The 17,769-nt window shown below is 72.3% G+C and carries 16 protein-coding genes; 8 read left to right on the forward strand and 8 right to left on the reverse strand.

Features of this window, described 5'->3' with window-relative positions:
* Positions 1 to 35: 35 nt before the first annotated feature.
* Both ACZ4YY_RS18540 and ACZ4YY_RS18545 read right to left on the reverse strand, forming a co-directional pair.
* The gene (locus ACZ4YY_RS18540; RefSeq protein WP_468290831.1) at positions 36 to 473 is read right to left on the reverse strand and encodes a Fur family transcriptional regulator; all 438 of its coding nucleotides are present in this window, start codon (positions 471 to 473) and stop codon (positions 36 to 38) included.
* A gap of 166 nt (positions 474 to 639) precedes the next feature.
* Positions 640 to 2,703, reverse strand: a complete 2,064-nt coding sequence (locus ACZ4YY_RS18545) for a galactose-binding domain-containing protein (protein ID WP_468290952.1) — start codon at positions 2,701 to 2,703, stop codon at positions 640 to 642.
* A 379-nt stretch (positions 2,704 to 3,082) separates the two neighbouring features.
* Between ACZ4YY_RS18545 and ACZ4YY_RS18550 the strand changes: the two genes are divergently transcribed.
* From ACZ4YY_RS18550 to ACZ4YY_RS18560, 3 genes are all read left to right on the forward strand, one after another.
* Entirely contained in the window at positions 3,083 to 4,432 is a 1,350-nt protein-coding gene (locus ACZ4YY_RS18550; protein WP_468290834.1) for an MFS transporter, read from the forward strand.
* Positions 4,429 to 5,841, forward strand: coding sequence for an alpha/beta hydrolase family protein (locus tag ACZ4YY_RS18555; RefSeq protein WP_468290837.1), 1,413 nt, complete (start codon positions 4,429 to 4,431; stop codon positions 5,839 to 5,841). Before ACZ4YY_RS18550 ends, ACZ4YY_RS18555 begins: the two co-directional genes overlap by 4 nt.
* A 62-nt stretch (positions 5,842 to 5,903) precedes the next feature.
* Positions 5,904 to 6,788 (forward strand): PaaX family transcriptional regulator, encoded by an 885-nt coding sequence (locus ACZ4YY_RS18560; RefSeq protein WP_468290840.1) that lies wholly within the window; start codon positions 5,904 to 5,906, stop codon positions 6,786 to 6,788.
* Between the two features lie 196 nt (positions 6,789 to 6,984).
* Here the strand turns inward: ACZ4YY_RS18560 and ACZ4YY_RS18565 are convergent, their stop codons facing one another.
* Positions 6,985 to 7,575, reverse strand: coding sequence for a hemerythrin domain-containing protein (locus ACZ4YY_RS18565; protein WP_468290842.1), 591 nt, complete (start codon positions 7,573 to 7,575; stop codon positions 6,985 to 6,987).
* A gap of 13 nt (positions 7,576 to 7,588) precedes the next feature.
* Positions 7,589 to 8,788, reverse strand: coding sequence for a hypothetical protein (locus ACZ4YY_RS18570; RefSeq protein ID WP_468290844.1), 1,200 nt, complete (start codon positions 8,786 to 8,788; stop codon positions 7,589 to 7,591).
* Between the two features lie 281 nt (positions 8,789 to 9,069).
* Here ACZ4YY_RS18570 and ACZ4YY_RS18575 point away from each other — a divergent pair, with 281 nt between their 5' ends.
* Positions 9,070 to 9,444 (forward strand): ArsR/SmtB family transcription factor, encoded by a 375-nt coding sequence (locus tag ACZ4YY_RS18575; protein ID WP_468290847.1) that lies wholly within the window; start codon positions 9,070 to 9,072, stop codon positions 9,442 to 9,444.
* Positions 9,441 to 9,926, forward strand: a complete 486-nt coding sequence (locus ACZ4YY_RS18580; RefSeq protein ID WP_468290850.1) for an SRPBCC family protein — start codon at positions 9,441 to 9,443, stop codon at positions 9,924 to 9,926. The genes ACZ4YY_RS18575 and ACZ4YY_RS18580 overlap by 4 nt, the downstream gene beginning before the upstream one ends.
* 165 nt (positions 9,927 to 10,091) lie before the next feature.
* Here ACZ4YY_RS18580 and ACZ4YY_RS18585 read toward each other — a convergent pair whose 3' ends face one another.
* Both ACZ4YY_RS18585 and ACZ4YY_RS18590 read right to left on the reverse strand, forming a co-directional pair.
* The gene (locus ACZ4YY_RS18585) at positions 10,092 to 10,313 is read right to left on the reverse strand and encodes a helix-turn-helix domain-containing protein (protein WP_468290853.1); all 222 of its coding nucleotides are present in this window, start codon (positions 10,311 to 10,313) and stop codon (positions 10,092 to 10,094) included.
* Positions 10,313 to 10,810: a DUF2975 domain-containing protein gene (locus ACZ4YY_RS18590; protein WP_468290856.1), complete on the reverse strand. Its 498-nt coding sequence runs from the start codon at positions 10,808 to 10,810 to the stop codon at positions 10,313 to 10,315. The genes ACZ4YY_RS18585 and ACZ4YY_RS18590 overlap by 1 nt, the downstream gene beginning before the upstream one ends.
* Before the next feature lie 192 nt (positions 10,811 to 11,002).
* Here ACZ4YY_RS18590 and ACZ4YY_RS18595 point away from each other — a divergent pair, with 192 nt between their 5' ends.
* Positions 11,003 to 11,632: a DUF6629 family protein gene (locus ACZ4YY_RS18595; protein ID WP_468290859.1), complete on the forward strand. Its 630-nt coding sequence runs from the start codon at positions 11,003 to 11,005 to the stop codon at positions 11,630 to 11,632.
* 101 nt (positions 11,633 to 11,733) lie between these two features.
* Here ACZ4YY_RS18595 and ACZ4YY_RS18600 read toward each other — a convergent pair whose 3' ends face one another.
* Both ACZ4YY_RS18600 and ACZ4YY_RS18605 read right to left on the reverse strand, forming a co-directional pair.
* Entirely contained in the window at positions 11,734 to 12,393 is a 660-nt protein-coding gene (locus ACZ4YY_RS18600) for a YceI family protein (protein ID WP_468290862.1), read from the reverse strand.
* A 184-nt stretch (positions 12,394 to 12,577) separates the two neighbouring features.
* Positions 12,578 to 15,049 (reverse strand): SpoIIE family protein phosphatase, encoded by a 2,472-nt coding sequence (locus ACZ4YY_RS18605; RefSeq protein WP_468290865.1) that lies wholly within the window; start codon positions 15,047 to 15,049, stop codon positions 12,578 to 12,580.
* A 210-nt stretch (positions 15,050 to 15,259) separates the two neighbouring features.
* Between ACZ4YY_RS18605 and ACZ4YY_RS18610 the strand changes: the two genes are divergently transcribed.
* The gene (locus tag ACZ4YY_RS18610) at positions 15,260 to 17,326 is read left to right on the forward strand and encodes a SpoIIE family protein phosphatase (protein WP_468290867.1); all 2,067 of its coding nucleotides are present in this window, start codon (positions 15,260 to 15,262) and stop codon (positions 17,324 to 17,326) included.
* A 96-nt stretch (positions 17,327 to 17,422) separates the two neighbouring features.
* A complete protein-coding gene (locus ACZ4YY_RS18615; RefSeq protein ID WP_468290869.1) occupies positions 17,423 to 17,677 on the forward strand; it encodes an EF-hand domain-containing protein in 255 nt (84 codons plus the stop codon).
* The last annotated feature ends 92 nt before the right edge of the window (positions 17,678 to 17,769 follow it).

A 17,769-nucleotide genomic window follows, 5' to 3' on the forward strand; every position in this document is an offset into this window, starting at 1 on the left:
GGTGGAATCCTTCCGGACTGCGTGGATCTCGGTGCTCAGGATCTGGGGGTGGTGGAACAGGAGGGGCACAGGCCCCAGTAGATGACCTCGGCCTCGTCGATCGAGAACCCGTGGTCGTGTGAGGCGGTCAGACAGGGAGCCTCGCCGACCGCGCAGTCGACGTCGGTGACCGCACCGCACGAGCGGCACACGAGGTGGTGGTGGTTGTCCCCGACGCGCCCCTCGTAGCGGGCCGGGCTGCCGGGTGGCTCGATGCGGCGCAGCAGTCCCGCGGCGGTCAGCGCGTGGAGCGCGTCGTACACGGCCTGCACGGAGATGTGGCCGACGCGGTCGCGCACTCCGGCGGCGATCGCCTCGACGCCGAGGTGATCGCCGTCCCTGACGGTCTCGAGGAGCGCGACGCGGGCGGCCGTCACCCGCAGGCCTGCACCGCGCAGCTCCGTGGCTGGGGTCGCAGCCCGGGATGCGGTCATGGCGCCAACCTACCCCCATAAACACGAACGGTTCAAGAAATGGACTGGTTCCAGTCCTGTGTCGCGTCGGGGACGTCCGAAAACGGACGACGGCGGTGGGCTCCGGGGTCGTCGGAGCCCACCGCCGGGCGTCGTCGCAGGTGAGCCGGGTGGCGTGCCGCTGCGGCTAGCCGCTGTGGACGCCGACCTCGTACAGGGAGTAGCCCCAGTCGGTGCCGCGGCCCAGCCCTTGGATGCGGACGTGGCGGGCCGGGACGGCGGTGAAGCGGGCGGTGTCCAGGCCGCCGTCACCGGTGGCGGTGGACCAGGCGGTCCGCCAGGTCACGCCGTCGATGGAGAGGTCGACGCGGTACGCCCTGCCGTAGGCGCGCTCCCAGTCGAGGGTGACGCGTCCGACGAGGCGCGTGGCGCCGAGATCGATCCTCAGCCACTGGTCGTCGTTCCAGTCGCTGGCCCAGCGGGTGTCCCGATCGCCGTCGACGGCCCGGCCCGGCGCGTAGTCGGTGAAGGGGTTGGACTCCGCCGACGCGGCCGTGGCCGCGGCGCCCCGGGCGAGGTTCACGCCCGCCCGGTGCCGCTCGGAGGCGCCCCAGGTGCCGAGGTAGGACTCGGCACCGCGCATCAGGTCGTCGACCACGTCCCGGCCGCCGACGAGCCGGACGTCCTCGATCCAGTCGGGGATCATCCCGGCGTGTGCGGCGCCGTCGGTGTTGAGGTCCCAGGTGCGCTGCCCGGTCGTCTGACGGTCGACCAGGGAGCCGCCGTCGGCGCTGCGGAAGGGGTAGGTGACCGGGTCGGCGGTGTCCGCGCCGCGCGGGGCGGGATGGTCGCCGATGCCGTTGAAGTCGGTGCCGTAGCCGTAGCCGACGCCGTACTTCTCGCGCAGCGCGTCCGTGCGCCGCGCCTCCGCGGCGAACTCCCGCGAGCCGTGCATGTACTGGGCGACGAAGCCGCCGAGGGAGTAGACCCGCTCGGTCCAGTTCAGGTCCATCCAGCTGTGCGAGGAGAGCACGCCCGGGTAGGACTCGGCCTCCATGATGTCGAGGGCCCGGCCGGTGGCCTTGACGCTCATGTGGTCGATCTCGACCATCATCTTGCGCTGCATCATGCCGCGCAGGGCGTACTCGCCGAGATCGGTGAGCCCGCGGACGTTGCACTGGGCGTCCGCCGCGTAGCCCGGGACGGCCACGCCGTCCGGCAGGGCCTCCTCGGCCCCGGGGGCCACCGCCCCGCCGATCGGGTTGTCCTTCTGCGGGCCGGTGCACTTCTCCGTCTTCCAGAACGTGCCGGTCGACAGGAACTGGCCGACGTTGATCGCCGTGCCGAGGCCGTGCGAGTCGAAGCGGACCCCGCACAGCGCGTTGTCGAACTTGTGGCACAGGAACATGCTGCGCACGCCGAGCGCGTGCAGTTCGTCCAGGCCCTTGTCGATGTCCTCCCTGTCGCACTGCGGGATGTCGAGGATCTGCTTGCAGCCGAACGGCTCGGAGGTCTCGACACCGAGGACGACGGCGAGCTTGCCCTGCTCGATCACTTGGCGGGCCTGCGCACTGTCGGTGACGATCCGGAACCATCCCTTGCCGGTGCCGCCGTACATCCGGTCGACGTAGGCCTGGAGGTCGTAGGTCAGCTTCGCCTGGAGGCGGATGGAGGTCATCTCGTCGCAGCCGCGGTCCTTGAAGAAGTAGACCGAGCAGATCACGCCGTTGGTGACGAGGTCGTTGACCAGGACCCGCTGGCCGCCGCGCCACGCCCGCTCGATCCACGCGTAGTAGTTCGCCTGGTGCGTCATCGAGTCGTGGGCGGGCCAGTCCCCGAACGTCGGCCAGCCGACCGGGTCGTGCCGGCCGTCGCCGCCGTGGGTGATGTAGTCGAAGATCGCGAGCGTGCCGTCGGGGTAGTGCTCGGGGCAGTCCTTGAGCGCGTCGGCGACGCCCGCCTCGGAGAACGGCTTGCCGCAGATGAGCCGGCCGCCGAACGCCTCGTTGGAGAACAGGTGGTTGTGCGCGTCGACGAAGCCGCGCACGTCGCCCTGGGCGTCGGTGCCAGTGAACGGCGCCCCGGTGACGCCGATGCCGGAGTCCGGGGCGGGTCTCGCGGTGGGCTCCCACCAGCCGGACCCGGCCGCCGAACTCGGCGTGGGGCCGAGGGCCATGGCCAGCAGGGAGAAGAGGAGCGCCACGACGGCGGCGCCTTTGCGTCTGCGGTACGGGCGGTGAGCCACGGTCACGGACAGTCCCTCGGTCGGCGGTACGGCACGGTCGACGAGCCAGGCCGTCCGAGGCCCGAGGACCACTCTCTGGATTGTCATGACCGGCACAAGGTGTGTGTCGAGGATCATCACTCAGACATGCGGAGTCAAGAGTCCCGGCCGATCGGCCGGATGCCGCCGCCGCGAGCGGACGCCGGCACCGCCCCGGCGATCCCCCTCGACACCCCGGCCTCCCAACTACCCTTCCCCACAAGCGGATCCGGGTGGCCTCGACAAGGGGTGGCCGGACCGCCGGCCGGCGGCGCACGACGAGACCGTGATGTTGTGCAACTTATTGACGCCCGTTACCTACCTGCCTATCTTCACTGTGTCCTTCCCCCGGTCAAGGGAGACCGCGATGCCCCCGTCCCCCATCGCCTCACCGGCCACGACTGCCGAACGGACCCGGCAACTGCGCCGCGTCGCCCTCTCCGGACTCCTCGGCACCGCCGTCGAGTTCTACGACTTCCTCGTCTACGGGACGGTCGCCGCCCTGGTCTTCGGCGACCTGTTCTTCCCCGGGGCCGACCCCGCCGTCGGCACCGTCGCCGCGTTCGGCACCTTCGCCGCCGGTTATGTCGCCCGCCCGCTGGGCGGGATCGTCTTCGGTCACTTCGGCGACCGGCTCGGCCGCAAGTCGATGCTGCTGCTGACCATGGGCCTCATGGGCGGCGCCAGCTTCCTCATCGGCCTGTTGCCCACGTACGACGCCATCGGTGTCTGGGCGCCCGTCCTGCTGATCGCCCTGCGGGTCGTCCAGGGCATCGCGATCGGCGGTGAGTGGGGCGGCGCCACGCTGATGGTGGTCGAGCACGCCGGGGAACGGCGGCGCGGCCTGTGGTCCAGCTTCACGCAGATGGGAGCACCACTCGGCTCCCTGCTGTCCTCACTGGTCGTCACGTTCGTGGTCGCCATGCCCAGGGACCAGTTCACGGCCTGGGGCTGGCGTGTGCCGTTCCTGCTCAGCGTGGTGCTGCTCGGCGTCGGCCTCTTCGTGCGGCTCAAGGTCGTAGAGAGTCCGCTGTTCGCCGAGGTGAAGAAGGACCGCGCCGAGGCCCGGCTGCCGGTCCTCGAGGTGTTGCGCCGCCCGCGCCCGCTGCTGCTCGCCTGCTGCGTCGGCATCGGCGCCTTCACCGCCCAGTCGCTGCTGACGAGCTACCTCATCGCCTACGCCACCGGCATCGGCTACGCCCGCCCGCAGGTCCTCACCGCGCTGACCGTCTCCGCGTGCGTCGCGCTCGTCGTGCTGCCCTGCGCCTCGGCGCTCTCCGACCGGGTCGGCCGCCGCCCGGTCGTCCTGGCCGGCGCCGTCGCCTCCGCCGCGCTCGCCTTCCCCGTCCTCGCGCTCGTCGACTCCCGCTCGCCCGGCCTGCTGATCCTCGCCGTCGTCCTCGGCCACGGCATCGCCCAGTCCACGATGTACGGCCCGCTGGGCGCGCTGCTCACCGAGCTGTTCGGCACCCGGGTCCGCTACACCGGCGCCTCCCTCGGCTACCAGGGCGCCACCCTCATCGGCGCCGGCTTCTCCCCGATGATCGCAGGAAGCCTCGTCGCCGGGACCGGAAACGGCACCCCGGTGGCGCTGATGCTGTGCGGCGGCGCCACCGTGACCGCGCTGGCCCTGCTCTTCCTGCGGGAGACGCACGCCGACTCGCTCGGCGCACCGGCCGGCGATCCCACCCCCAACAAGGAGAACGTCCTGTCGTGACCACCCCCACCCGGACCACCGCCCCCACCCGTGGCCGTCTGCGCACGGTCGTCCTCGTGGCCCTGGCCCTGCTCGCCGCCCCGGTCTCCCCCGCCGGGGCGGCGGCCACCGCCGACACCTCCCACACCGAGGGCTCGCTGCCCTCCGGCGCCACGTACGTCATGGACGTCCCCGCCGGCTGGAACGGCACCGTGCTGCTCTTCAGCCACGGCTACGTCCCGGCCGGAAACCCCAACCCCGCCCAGAACGCGCCCGGCACGGCCACGAAGGAGCTGCTGCTGCGGCAGGGGTACGCGCTGATCGGCTCGTCGTACGCCACCACCGGCTGGGCCGTCACCGACGCCGTACCCGACCAGCTCGCCACCCTGGACGCCTTCACCGCCCGCTTCGGAAAGGCCCGCCGCACCATCGCCTGGGGCCAGTCCTACGGCGGCCTGGTCACCACCGCCCTCGCCGAACGCCACCCGCGCCGGATCGACGGCTCCCTGCCGATGTGCGGACTGGTCCACGGCGGCGTCGCCAACTGGAACAACACCCTCGACGCGGTCTTCGCCCTGCGGACGCTGCTCGCACCGGGCTCAGGGATCCCCCTCACCGGCTTCCCGGACCGCGCGACGGCGGCCGGTGCCGCCACCGCCCTGACGAACGTCGTCTCCACCGCCCAGCAGACGGCGGCCGGCCGCGCCCGGATCGCCCTCGCCGCCGCCCTGCGCACCATCCCGGTGTGGAACGACGCCACCCAGCCCCGTCCCGCCGCCACCGACTGGGACACCCAGCAGGCCAACCAGTACCAGGCCGTGAGCGGACTGGTCCGGCAGCCCGCGTTCGTCTGGCGCCAGGAGGCCGAGAGCCGCGCCGGCGGCTCCATGTCCTGGAACACCGGCGTCGACTACGCCGCGATGCTGCGCCGTTCGACGACGTACAAGGAGGTCGGTGCCCTCTACCGGAAGGCCGGCCTGTCGCTCGGCGCGGACGTCGCGGCGCTCAACCGCGCGCCGCGCGTGGCGGCCGACCCCTCGGCCGTCGACCGGATGAGCCGGACCAGCGCCTTCACCGGCCGGCTGGTGAAACCCGAACTGTCGATCCACACCACCGGCGACGCCCTCGTCCCGGTGTCGGTGCAGAGCGCCTACCGCAGGGCGGCCCGTGCCGCGGGCTCCGCCCCGCTGCTCCGCCAGGCGTACGTCGACGCTCCGGGCCACTGCACGTTCACGCCCGGCGAGCAAGTCGCCGCCCTGCACGCACTGGAGGAGCGGATCACCACCGGCCGCTGGCGCGACACCGGGCCCTCGGCGCTCAACTCCCGCGCCCGGCAGGCCGATCCGGCCGGCCAGGCCCGCTACGCCCGCTACACGCCCGCCCCGTACCCCCGGCCCTACGACCTGGCCCACCCGGCCGACCGGCCGTGACCGCCCGGGTCCGGGCCACGGGACGCGACCGCCACCGTGGCCCGGACCGTAGGCTTTCGGCCGTGGAAGCAACACAGATCCCCGCCGAACCGCCGGGCGCCGAGGCGCCGGGCACCGGGCAGCCACGCCCCCAGTCGCTCGTCCTGGCCTTCTTCGGCAACCACGTCCTCGACGAGGGCGACCTGTGCGTGTACTCGGGCAGCATCATCGACGTCCTCGGCCGCGTCGGCGTCGGTGAACAGGCCGTGCGCTCCACCCTGACCCGCATGGTGGGCCGGGAGCTGCTGCGCCGGCAGCGGCAGGGCCGCAGGATGTACTTCGGACTGACCCCGCAGGCCAAGCGGATCCTCCACGACGGCGGCAGGAGGATCTGGCACGACGGCGTGGTCAACGAGGACTGGGACGGTGTCTGGACCCTGCTCGGCTTCTCCCTGCCCGACTCCTGGCAACGCCAGCGGCACGACCTGCGCTCCCGGCTGATCTGGTACGGCTTCGGCGCCCTGTACAGCGGGCTGTGGATCGCGCCGGGCCGGGTCGACGTCTCCGGTGTCATCGCCGAACTCGGCCTCTCCGCCCGGGTCAAGGTGTTCCACGCCTCGGCCGACGCGAGGACGACCGATGTTGACCGCATGGTCCAGGAGAGCTGGGACCTGGAGGCCCTCGCCGCCCGCTACACCGCGTTCGACAAGCGGTGGACCGCGCTGGAGGCCACCGAGGGCCATGCCGGGGATCCGGTCGCCACCCGGCTGCTGCTGGTCACCGAGTGGCTCGGCATCATCCGCACCGACCCCCGGCTGCCCGTCCGCCACCTGCCCCAGGAGTGGCCCGCGCGGGCGGCCCAGGAGACGTTCCGGCGCATCGCCGCCCGGACGGAGGAGTCCGCCCTGCGCCTGGCGCGGGACCTGCTGGACACGGTCCCGGAGGAACGGGACGACGACGGCGCGTGAGGGACCCCGGCCCGGGGATGCGCCCCGCAGAGCCGGTGGCGCGGCGGGCTGCGGGCCACCGGCGCCCCGAGGTGGTGGCCGCGGAACCACCCGCGCCCTCACCGAGAGCCGTGCATCGCGCCCGCGCCCGACAGCCGACGGCCGCAGAGTCACCCGCCCGGAGGCGGCGGCCGTCGGTGGCCCGTCGTACGGCGTGTCAGCCGCCGTCCACGGCCTTGCGGACGGCGTCGCGCGTGCGGTCCATCAGGGCGGCGACGGGGCCGAGCGCCACGTTGGCCGCGGCCGACTCCACACCCGGGTGGGGCCGGGTGGGCGCCACGGCCTCGGCGGCCTTGACGCCCTTGGCCAGGGCGGCGAGGGTCGACGGGTCGGCGCCGCGCCGGATGTGGATGAACTCGTAGCGCTCCTCGGCCCGGGCGTGTTCCTGGACCTCGGTGCGCAGGGCCGCCAGGCGGGGCATGAACGCGGGGTCGCCGGAGTCCAGTTCGTCGAGGGCGCTCAGCCTCTCCTTGGCCGACCGCTCCTCCTCCAGACGGGCGTCCACGACCGCCTCACCGCCCTCGACGGAGCGGCGGACGAACGGGTGCACGAGCTCCTCCTCCGCCGTCTCGTGGACGGCGAGCAGCCGCACCAGACGGCGGAAGGCGTCCTGACGGGCGTCTCCCTCGGCGCCCTCCACCTCGTCGAAGAGGTTGCGGATGTCCCCGTGCTGGCGCATGAGGAGGGAGACCACGTCGTCGTCGCGGGCGGCGTCGTCGCCGGCGTGCGGGGTGTGCGTCTCGGGCATGGCCGTCGCCTCCTCACTTCTCCCGCAGGGCGGGGTCGGGGTGCTCGCCCTCGGTCTCGACGCGGTACTCGCGCCCGAACATCTCCCGGTGCTCTGCGACGACCCGCTCGCTGGGCGGTGCCTCGCCGCCGTGGATCTGCTCCTGCATCCTCTCGAACCGCTCGTGCGCCTCCCGGACGTAGCCCGCGCCGAGCGTCGTCAGATCGATCTGGGTGTCGAGCAGTTCCCGCACGTACGCCTTGTTCGGTTCGAAGGTCAGGACGTCGGGCAGCCGGGGGGCGAGGACCGACTCGGGGTCACGTCCGTCGTGCCGGCGCATCAGGTCGCAGGCGATGTGCAGGTGCTCCAGCTCCTGGTTGAGGTGCAGCTCCCAGATCGCCTTCACCTTGGGGTCGCTCTCCTGCTCCATGAAGGAGTGGTAGAGGTAGCACTCGTTGTACTCGTGGTTCACGAGTTGCTCCCACCAGCTCTCGCCCGGGTCGACGAGCGACTCGTAGTGGGTGACGTGCTCCTCCTCGATGAGGGCGATCTCCTGGTAGAGCTGGCGGGCGATGGGCTCCATGTACTGCGGGCCGACGTTCATGTAGAAGTTCATGGTCTGCTGTTCCGCCGACATGACCGTCAGGGCGTGCAGCTTCGACAGGGGGTCGGTGGTGTCGCGGTCGTAGGGGTCGCGCACGTTGTCGGCGGGGTGCCGGTGGTGATACTTCGTCGGCCGGCCCGGCATGACCTCGGTGAGGCCGTCGACGATCGCGTCCGCCTTGCGGTGCTCGATCATCTCGTACAGGTTGGCGTACCGGTACAGATGGTCGAAGTCCTCCAGCACACCGAACTCGTACGCCTGCTTCAGGTAGGGGTTCGGCTCCATCCGCGCCACCCAGGCGGTGAGGTCCACGGCGACCTGTTCGTAGGCGATGGTCGTCTCCAGCACCGACGCCACCCCTGGCAGCAGCCAGTTCACCGTCTTCTGCTGCTGGTGCTCGATGTAGCGGACCTCGGCCAGCCGGCGTTTGACCTCGGGGTCGACGGTGTTGCGGGCCAGTTGGTGGCTGAAGAGGATCGCCTCGACCTCGATGCCGTTCATCGTGATGACGCGGCAGCGCGTGTACGGGTCGCAGCGGTCGGGGTCGATGGGGGTGACGTTCAGCTCGCGCCAGTTCCTGAGCTGGCGATCCAGCGGGATGCCCCGTTGCTCCAGGGGGTTGAAGGTCATCTGTGCCTCCACGGCAGAGGATGGTGAGTCGCTGGGTCCCCCGCATCGGCGACTGCACGCCCGCCGCGACGCCCGGCCGCCCGGACGGGGCCGGCCGCGGAGGCATTCGGCTCGGAACCGACCCTCGCACTCGTCCGAGGTCACCGCACCTCGACGCCGCCGAGGGGGTGCATGCCGCTTGCTCCAGTGCTCCCGGCAGGTCGTCCCGTTCCGTCCGGCGCGTCACCCGCACGGCCCTCAGCGTTTTACACGGGACGCGCCGTCGACTAACATACAACCAAATGGTTGTAGATGAAGGTACCGACGGAAGCCTGGACCGGCTCTTCCACGCCCTGGCGGACACCACGCGCCGGGACATACTGCGCCGCTGCGTCCAGGGCGACCTGTCGGTCACGCAACTGGCCACGGCCTATCCGATGAGCTTCGCCGCCGTGCAGAAGCACGTGACGGTGCTGGAGCGGGCCGGACTGATCACCAAACAGCGTCGCGGCCGCGAGCAACTCGTCCTCACCGAGCCCGACGCCGTGGCGCGGGCGCGGCAGGCCCTCGACGACCTGGAGGCGCTGTGGCGCGGCAGGGTGGAGCGGATGTCCTCCCTTCTCGCACAGGCCCCCCACACACAGGAGCACCATCCGGAGGAAGGACAAGGCAGATGAGCGTGACCAGCGTGGACAAGGACGTCGACCGTCTCACCCTCACCCTGATCGCCGACTTCACGGCCCCGCTCGAGAAGGTGTGGCAGCTCTGGGCCGACCCGCGCCGACTGGAGCGCTGGTGGGGACCGCCGACCTATCCGGCGACGGTCGAGAGCCACGACCTGAGGCCGGGCGGCGAGGTCACCTACTTCATGACGGGTCCGGAGGGCGACAAGCACCGCGGCTGGTGGCGGGTCACCTCGGTCGCCCCGCCCACGTCGCTGGAGTTCACCGACGGCTTCGCCGACCCGGACGGCACCCCCAGCGCCACGATGCCCGTGAGCACCGTGCGCGTGACGCTGACCCGGCACGCGGACGGCACCCGTATGGAGATCCGCTCCGCCTTCGAGACGCGGGAGCAGATGGACCAGCTGGTGACCATGGGCATGGAGGAAGGCCTCAAGGAGGCGGTCGGACAGATGGACGCGCTTCTCGCCGGCTGACGGGAGCCCGTCGGCCGGAGCCGAGCGAACGGCGCCGGGCCGCCCGGCGGGAGCGCCGCGGGCGGGCCGGAGTGCCGGGGGCGGGGCGGCGCACCGCGGGCGGACCAGCGCCGGGAGCGGGCCAGCGCCGGGAGCGGGGCGGACGCCGTGCGCCCGGCCCGCGGCTCACACGTCCGCGGTGACCTCGGCCTCCCAGCGCAGCAGGTCACCCGGCTGGCACTCCAGCACCTCGCAGAGCGCGGCGAGCGTCGAGAAGCGCACCGCCTTGGCGCGACCGTTCTTGAGCACCGCGAGATTGGCGGGCGTGATCCCGACGCGGTCCGCGAGCTCCCCCACGGACATCTTCCGCCTGGCCAGCATGACGTCGATGTCGACGGCGATGGGCATCAGATCACCTCGGCCAGTTCGGCCTGCATCCGCGCCGCCTCGACGTCGCGCGCGACGGCCTGGGCGAGCAGCATCCGCAGCACGAGCACGATCAGCGCAACCCCCAGGACCGCCAGGGCGACCCCGCCCACCAGGAGCACCACGCCCGGCGCGACGGCCTCGCCCGGCGCCAGGACGACCCCCAGCGCGAACACCAGGAGAGCCGCCGCCACGAACGCGCCGATCACGATGTGGACGTAGCGGAAGGCAGCGAGGGAGAACACGGTTCCCCGCCGCACCATGGTGACCAGCCGCCAGACGCAGACGACCACGACCTGCCCCGTCAGCACACCGAGGACCGTGAGCACCAGCAGCGGGGTGCGCAGATGGGCGACGTCGGCGTCGAGCCCGTTCAGGTCGCTCGCCAGCAGCGGCACCATCACGGCCTGTACGAACACGGAGCCCGCGAACAACACCGCGAGCACGGCGCGCAGCGCCAGCACGGTCAGCTTCCCCATCATCTCTCCCTCGCTCGACCTTCGATGGAAAACTATCGAAAAACGATAGGCCAGGCAAGCGGTCACCCTCCGGACCGGCTCCGGGGCGGCGCGCGCCGACCACACCGACGCGGCGGCGCGCCGACGGAGAACGGCCCACTATGAACGTGCTCACGATCGACGGGAGCCGGGGTGTTCACGGAGGTGGCGTGCATGTGCTGGAGCGCGACGGCCGACCTCGTGGCGGGCGCGGCGGTGGCGGCGGCCGGGGTGGCCTGTACGGCCCGGGCGCGTCGGCGCCGAGACCTGCCGCTCGCCGCACTGCCCCTGCTGCTCGGGGCGCACCAGATCGTCGAGGCCGTGGTGTGGGACTCGGGAGGCGGCAGTGGACCCGCCACCCTCGTCTGGGCCGTCATCGCACTGCCCCTGCTGGCGGTGTGGGTGCCCGCCGGGGTGCTGTGCGCCGCGCCGGCGGACGCCCGGCGCCGGTTGACGCCGACGCTCGCGATCGGCGTCGCGACCGCCGCGGCGCTCGCGCACGCCCTGGCCACCGGCCCGGTGACGGCCGAGCTCCGGGGCCGTACCGTCGGCTACACCGTGGACCTCTCCCACGCTCCGCTGCTGGTCACCGGCTACCTCCTGGCCACCGTCGGCTCACTTGTGCTGTCCGGTGACCGGCGGCTGCTGGTGCTGGGGGTCCTGGTCGCCGTGGGGGCACTGGTCTGCTGGGCGCTGTGGCGGCTGGAGTTCGTCTCGACCTGGTGCGCGGTCGCGGCGGTGTGCTCGGTGGTGCTGCTGGGCTGGGTGCGCGGACGGCCGGCCGCGGCGGATGCCGCCGCGTAGCCGGACCGGGCCCGGCCGAGCGCGGCCGGGGGCGGACGGGGGCGGACGGAGGGCGGGCCGGGGGCGGACGGCGGGCGGGCCGGGGGCGGCAGGGGCAGCCGTCAGCCGACGGGTGTGGTGCGGATGGCGGCGATGTCGAGCTGGAGCCGTACTTTCTCACTCACCATGGCCCCGCCCTCGGCGAGCCGGGAATCGTACGACAGACCCCATTCGGAACGGTTGATGGTGGTCGTTCCGTCGAATCCCACCCGCTCATATCCGAACGGGTCGGTGACGTTCCCGATATAGGTGAGTTCCAGCACCACCGGGCGCGTGGTGGCTTTGATGGTGAGGTCACCCGTCATGTGATAGACGTCGGGCCCGCCGAGCCGTACGCCGGTGCTGGTGAATCGCATGTGGGGGTAGTTCGCGGCGTCCAGGAAGTCACGTCCCACCAGGTGGGCGTCGCGCTGTTCCACACCGGTGTCGACGCTGCGCGTGGAGAGCACGATCTCGGCCCTGGAGCGGGCCGGGTCACGGCCGTCGAAGGAGAGACGGCTCCGGTACTGCGTGAACGCCCCGCGGACCGTGGTCACCATGGCGTGCCGGACGGAGAACCCGATTCTGCTGTGTGCGGGGTCGATCACCCATTCCCCGGTCAGAGCCGCCAGAGCGGGATCCGGAAGGACAGCGGTCGCCGAACCCGAGGGACCGGCGGAGGTCGCACGAGCGGCCGGGGAGGCGGAGCGGCGGAGCGAGGGACCGCGGCTGAACAGATTCATGTTTCATCTAGTTACTGCACCGCAGATGCCCCGGGCAAGCCCGATCCCCCTTCACACAACCGACGTCCGAAAATCCATACACCCGTCACCGAATCCCCAAGAAAACAGTGGGGAAATGCCCGGGGAAAACAACTCACTCCCGCGCAATACAGGAAGCCTCGGGTCGAAAGCGGGGGAGCCGCGGTCACGGGATCTCCTGTTCCGCCCAGATGACCTTTCCGTCACCCGCGTACCGGGCCCCCCATCGGTGGGCGAGCTGGGCCACCAGGAAGAGGCCGCGACCCCCTTCGTCCGTGCTGCGGGCGTGTCTCAGCCGGGGGGCCGTGCTGCTGGCGTCGGCGACCTCGCAGGTCAGGCTGGCGTCGCGGATCAGCCGCAGCCGGATGGGAGGCGCGGCGTAGCGGACGGCGTTGGTGACCAGCTCGCTCACGACGAGTTCCGTCGTCATGGCCAGCTCCCCCAGGCCCCAGTCCTGCACCTGGCGCGTCGCCCGGGCGCGCAGGTCGGCGACGACGGCGGGGTCCACGGGCACGTCCCAGGAGACGACGTGCTCGGCCCCCAGTGCGTGCGTACGCGTCAGCAGCAGGGCGACGTCGTCGGGCCGGGGCTCGGGCACGAGCTGCCGCACCGCGGACGTGCACAGGGTCGCGAGGTCGGTGTCGGACCGGGACAGCACCTGGCCCAGGCGGGTCATGCCCCGCTCCACGTCCTGGTCGGCTCCTTCGATCAGGCCGTCGGTGTAGAGCCCGAGCAGGCTGTTCTCGGCGAGTTCGATCTCGCCGGCCTCGAACGCCATCCCTCCGAGCCCGAGCGGAGGACCGGCCGGCGGTTCCGGGAAGGAGACCTGTCCGTCGGGTGCCACGACGACGGGGGGCGGGTGTCCGGCGCGGGCCATCGTGCACCGGCGGGTCACCGGATCGTAGACGGCGTACAGACAGGTCGCTCCCAGGAAGGCGGTGGCGCCCTGCCGGCCCGGATCGTCGTCGGTGCGCTCCGCGCTCAGCCGGAGCACGAGGTCGTCGAGGTGGGCCAGCAGTTCGTCTGGGGGCATCTCCATGTCGGCGAGGGTCTGCACCGCCGTGCGCAGCCGGCCCATGGTGGCCGCCGCCGCGATGCCGTGGCCCACCACGTCACCGACGACCAGGCCCACGCGGGCCCCGGAGAGCGGGATCACGTCGAACCAGTCGCCGCCCACCCCGTCCGTGGGGTCCGCCGGAAGGTAGGAGGAGGCCACCTCCAGCGCCGTCCCGCCGGTCAGGGCGTGGGGCAGCAGACTGCGTTGCAGGGTGACGGCCGCCGTGTGTTCCCGCGTGTAGCGGCGGGCGTTGTCGACGCACAGTGCCGCCCGCGCCACCAGTTCCCTGGCCAGGAGGACGTCGTCGGGCTGGAAGGAGACGGGGTTGAGCGACCGTGCGAACGTGGTGAGGCCGAGGGCGGTGTTCCGCGCCCGCATCGGGACGGAGAGCATCGAGTGCAGTCCGTACTCGCGGATCTTCGCCGCCCGCGCGGGTTGCTCGTCGGCCCACACGGCCTCGGACGGGTCGAGGACCGGGATGAGGATGGGCTCGCCGTCGATGAGCAACCGCGCGTCGTGCGCCGGAGGGAGGAAGTCCACCCGGTCCCCCACCCGCGCCACGGCCTCGGGACAGCCCTCGCGCACCGAGCTCAGACCCGCCCGGCGCATCACCGGCCTGGCGGGGGACGGACCCGCGTCGGTCAGCCACGCCCCGTGCCCCTCGTTGCTGAGCACCGGCTCCAGGAGGTCGACGATGACGAAGTCCGCGAAGCGGGGGACGGCGAAGTCGGCCAGTTCCTGCGCCGTGCGCATCACGTCCAGGGTCGTCCCCACGCGGGTGCCGGCCTCGTTGACCAGCGACAGAAGCCGGCGGGCGTTCCACCGCTCGGTGACGTCCGAGACCATGTAGCAGACACCGGTGACGCGGTCGTCGGCGTCCACCAGGGGGAAGAACGACGTCGAGTAGGCGTGCCGGCGGTGGGGGTCGGCCCAGCTCCATCCGAGGTACTCGTAGTCGGTGACCGGGATCCCGGTCTCCAGGACCCTGCGCATCAGCCCCTCGAGGGCGGCGGCCTGGAGCCCGGGCAGCAGCTCGCTCAGCCGACGCCCCAGTCGCTGTTCGCGGGGCACACCGCCGAAGCGTTCCAGCGTGTCGTTGAGCCACACATAGCGCAGGTCCAGGTCCATCACCGCCATCCCGAGCGGTGAGCGGGTCAGGAAGCCGTCGAGGACGGACTGGCCCACCGCCCGCTGCCGGCTCTGCCCGCGCGCCGAGATCAGGAAGCACTCCTGCTCGCCGAGGCGGAACGACGCGGAGACCCGCAGGTCGACGTCGATGGGGCGGCCGTCGCGGTGCCGTACCGGGACCAGCCCGCTCCATCCCATGCCGGCGCGGCAGCGTTCCGCCACGCCGGCCACCCGTACCGGGTCCGACGGCATCGCCACCAGGTCCGCGGCGGAGCGGCCCACGACCTCCGGGGCCGGGCGGCCGAGCAGCGTTTCGGCGCCCCGCGTCCAAGCGATCACGACCCCGTCCGCGGTCACCACCGCCGCCGCGTCGGTGGAGGCGTCGACGTGGTCGCGCGGGCTCGCGGGCGCAGGTCCCCCGGCGGCTTCTCGCGCAGATTCCATGGGTGCCATCCTCTACACGACCATGTTCCGTCCTGTCCGCCGGTTGTGCACGGCCCGGGGGCCGCAGCCCGCACCCCCCGCCGGTGGCCTGCCGTTCCCCGCTGCGCTTTCGGACGCCCCGGACCGGAGGGAGCATGGAAGGGCCGGTGGCCGGATCCCGGGGGGCGCGCCGCCGGCCGAGGCCGGCGCGGTCCGCCGCACGGTGGAGGAGGATCCGCGATGACTGCCGAATCCCTGCGGCCCGACGGTGACGACTACGGCGTGCAGTCACCCCCGCCGACCGGTCTGCTGGACGTGCTGAGCGTGTCCGCGCTGGTCGTCGACACCGACGGCCGCATCGTGTTCTGGACCCCGCAGGCGGAGGAGCTCTTCGGGTACTCCGCCCGGGAGGCGCTCGGCAAGTACGCGGCACGGCTGTTCATCCACCCCGAGCATCTTCAGGCCGTAAGGCGGCTGTTCGCGGAGGTCCTGGAGACGGGCCGCAGCTGGGCCGGAGCCTTCCCCATCCGGCACAAGGACGGCAGCAGCCGGCTGATGGAGTTCCGCAACATGCGGCTCCAGGACGATCGCGGCGACGTCTACGCGCTGGGCATCGCCGCCGACCACAACCTGCTCCAGCGCGTCGAGACCGACCTGGCGCTGTGCGAGCGGCTGATCAGCCAGTCCCCGATCGGTCTGGCCCTCCTGGACCCCGATCTGCGCTACCTCCTGGTCAACCCGGCGCTGGAGCGCATCGACGGCATCCCCGCCGAGGACCACGTCGGGCGCCGGCTGCGGGAGACCCTGTCCCTGCCCGACGTGGACACCATCGAGTCGGCACTGCGTCAGGTGATCACCACCGGCACGCCGCTGCTCGACCAGTACCACGTGGGCCGCCCGCCGACCGACCCCGAGCACGAGCACGCCTGGTCGCTGTCCTTCTACCGGCTCGAGGACCCCGGCGGGCGGGTCCTGGGTGCGGCCACCTCGGTCGTCGACGTCACCGAGCGGCACCGCGCGTCCGGCGAGGCCGACCGGGCCCGGCGCCGCCTCGCCCTCATCGCGGACGCCTCCACCCGTGTCGGCACCACGCTGGAGGTGGAGCACACCGCCCACGAGCTGGCCGAGATCGCCGTGCCGCAACTCGCCGACGTGGTCGCCGTGGACGTCCTCGACTCCGCGCTGGCCTGCCGTCGCGCGCGCAGGCAGGACAACGGACCGGAGCTGTTCCGCTCGCTGGCTCTGAAGGCCTCCCACCCGACTGTGGCGCTGCGTGCCGCCGACTCGCCCGGCGACCTCGCGGCCTACGGGGGCGACCGCCTGGTCACGCTGTGCGTCCACACCGGGCGGCCGGTACTGGTGCGTCACGTCGGCGACCGCGACCTGCCGCGCATCGCCCGGGACGACGAGGCGGGCTCGCTGCTGGCCCGCGCCGGCGTCCACTCCTATCTCGCCGTGCCGTTGATCGCCCACGGCGAGGTCATCGGCGCCCTCGACCTCAAGCGGACCCGCAATCCGCTCCCGTTCGACGACGACGACGTCGTCCTCGCCGGTGAGCTGGCCAGCCGCGCCGCCGTGGCCATCGACAACGCCCGCTGGTTCCAGAGCGTGCGCAACACCGCCCTCACCCTCCAGCGCAGCCTGCTGCCCGACCATCCGCCCGAGCACACCGGGCTGGAACTCGCCTCCCGCTACCAGCCCGCCCAGGCCACCAGCGAGGTCGGCGGCGACTGGTACGACGTGATCCCGCTCAGCGACGACAGGACCGCGCTCGTCGTGGGCGACGTCATGGGCAACGGCATCGACGCCGCCGCCACCATGGGCCGACTGCGCACGGCCACCTGCGCCTACGCCGACCTCGATCTGGAGCCGGGGGCCGTGCTCCAGCACCTGGACAAGATCACCTGCGATCTGGAGCACTACATCGTCACGTGTCTGTACGCGGTGTACGACCCTCGCACGCGGCTGTGCCGCATCGCCAACGCGGGCCACATGCCGCCCGCGCTGGCCGGTCCCGCCCGCGCCCCGACGCTGCTGGACCTGCCGTCCGGGGCACCGCTCGGGGTCGGCGGCGTCCCCTTCGAGGCGACCACGGCCGAGCTGGACCCCGGCGACCTGCTCGTCCTGTACACCGACGGTCTGGTCGAGACCCGCCACCACTCCATCGACGACCGTCTGAACGTGCTGCTCAGCTTCCTCGACGAGCCGGCCCGGCCCCTCGAGGAGACCTGTGACCTCCTCCTGTACGGCCTGCGCCACCCCGACGACCACGACGACGTGGCCCTCCTCGTCGCGCGGGCCCGTTAGGCTCCGGGCTCCAGGGGAGGCCGGGGGGAACCGGGGTGGGCGGACAGGCGTTCTGGTTCACGTAGGCGGGACCGACGCGACGAACGGGGACCAGGGATGAGCGAGAAGGCACGCAAACTCTTCGAGGCGCTCGACCTCGACCACAACGGCACGCTGACCCGGGAAGAGGTCATCACCGCCCTGCGGACGAAGGGTCCGTCCCTGGCCGCCTCCGGTGACCTGCCGCTCTGGGCGGTCGGGGACGCCGACGCCTCCTCCGCGCTGTTCGACGCCGCCGACCAGAACGGCGACGCGGTGCTCACCCTGGAGGAGTTCGCGGCCGTGGTGGACCGCCGGTTCGGCTGGCGCTGACCCGCCCTCCTCCCCCGGGCCCCGGGGGGGGGGGGGGGGGACGCCTCAAAGAGAGCAGGGAGGAGAGAACAAGCCTCTGTACCCAAACAGAC

Source organism: Streptomyces sp. NPDC030143, from assembly GCF_055573695.1.

Bases quoted from the DNA above. Each gene is read 5' to 3' on its own strand.
- ACZ4YY_RS18575 (WP_468290847.1), top strand. From the start codon at position 9,070: ATGGTTGTAGATGAAGGTACCGACGGAAGCCTGGACCGGCTCTTCCAC.
- ACZ4YY_RS18565 (WP_468290842.1), bottom strand. From the start codon at position 7,575: ATGCCCGAGACGCACACCCCGCACGCCGGCGACGACGCCGCCCGCGAC.
- ACZ4YY_RS18605 (WP_468290865.1), bottom strand. From the start codon at position 15,049: ATGGCACCCATGGAATCTGCGCGAGAAGCCGCCGGGGGACCTGCGCCC.
- ACZ4YY_RS18595 (WP_468290859.1), top strand. From the start codon at position 11,003: ATGTGCTGGAGCGCGACGGCCGACCTCGTGGCGGGCGCGGCGGTGGCG.
- ACZ4YY_RS18585 (WP_468290853.1), bottom strand. From the start codon at position 10,313: ATGCCCATCGCCGTCGACATCGACGTCATGCTGGCCAGGCGGAAGATG.
- ACZ4YY_RS18570 (WP_468290844.1), bottom strand. From the start codon at position 8,788: ATGACCTTCAACCCCCTGGAGCAACGGGGCATCCCGCTGGATCGCCAG.
- ACZ4YY_RS18580 (WP_468290850.1), top strand. From the start codon at position 9,441: ATGAGCGTGACCAGCGTGGACAAGGACGTCGACCGTCTCACCCTCACC.
- ACZ4YY_RS18590 (WP_468290856.1), bottom strand. From the start codon at position 10,810: ATGGGGAAGCTGACCGTGCTGGCGCTGCGCGCCGTGCTCGCGGTGTTG.
- ACZ4YY_RS18540 (WP_468290831.1), bottom strand. From the start codon at position 473: ATGACCGCATCCCGGGCTGCGACCCCAGCCACGGAGCTGCGCGGTGCA.
- ACZ4YY_RS18615 (WP_468290869.1), top strand. From the start codon at position 17,423: ATGAGCGAGAAGGCACGCAAACTCTTCGAGGCGCTCGACCTCGACCAC.
- ACZ4YY_RS18550 (WP_468290834.1), top strand. From the start codon at position 3,083: ATGCCCCCGTCCCCCATCGCCTCACCGGCCACGACTGCCGAACGGACC.
- ACZ4YY_RS18610 (WP_468290867.1), top strand. From the start codon at position 15,260: ATGACTGCCGAATCCCTGCGGCCCGACGGTGACGACTACGGCGTGCAG.
- ACZ4YY_RS18600 (WP_468290862.1), bottom strand. From the start codon at position 12,393: ATGAATCTGTTCAGCCGCGGTCCCTCGCTCCGCCGCTCCGCCTCCCCG.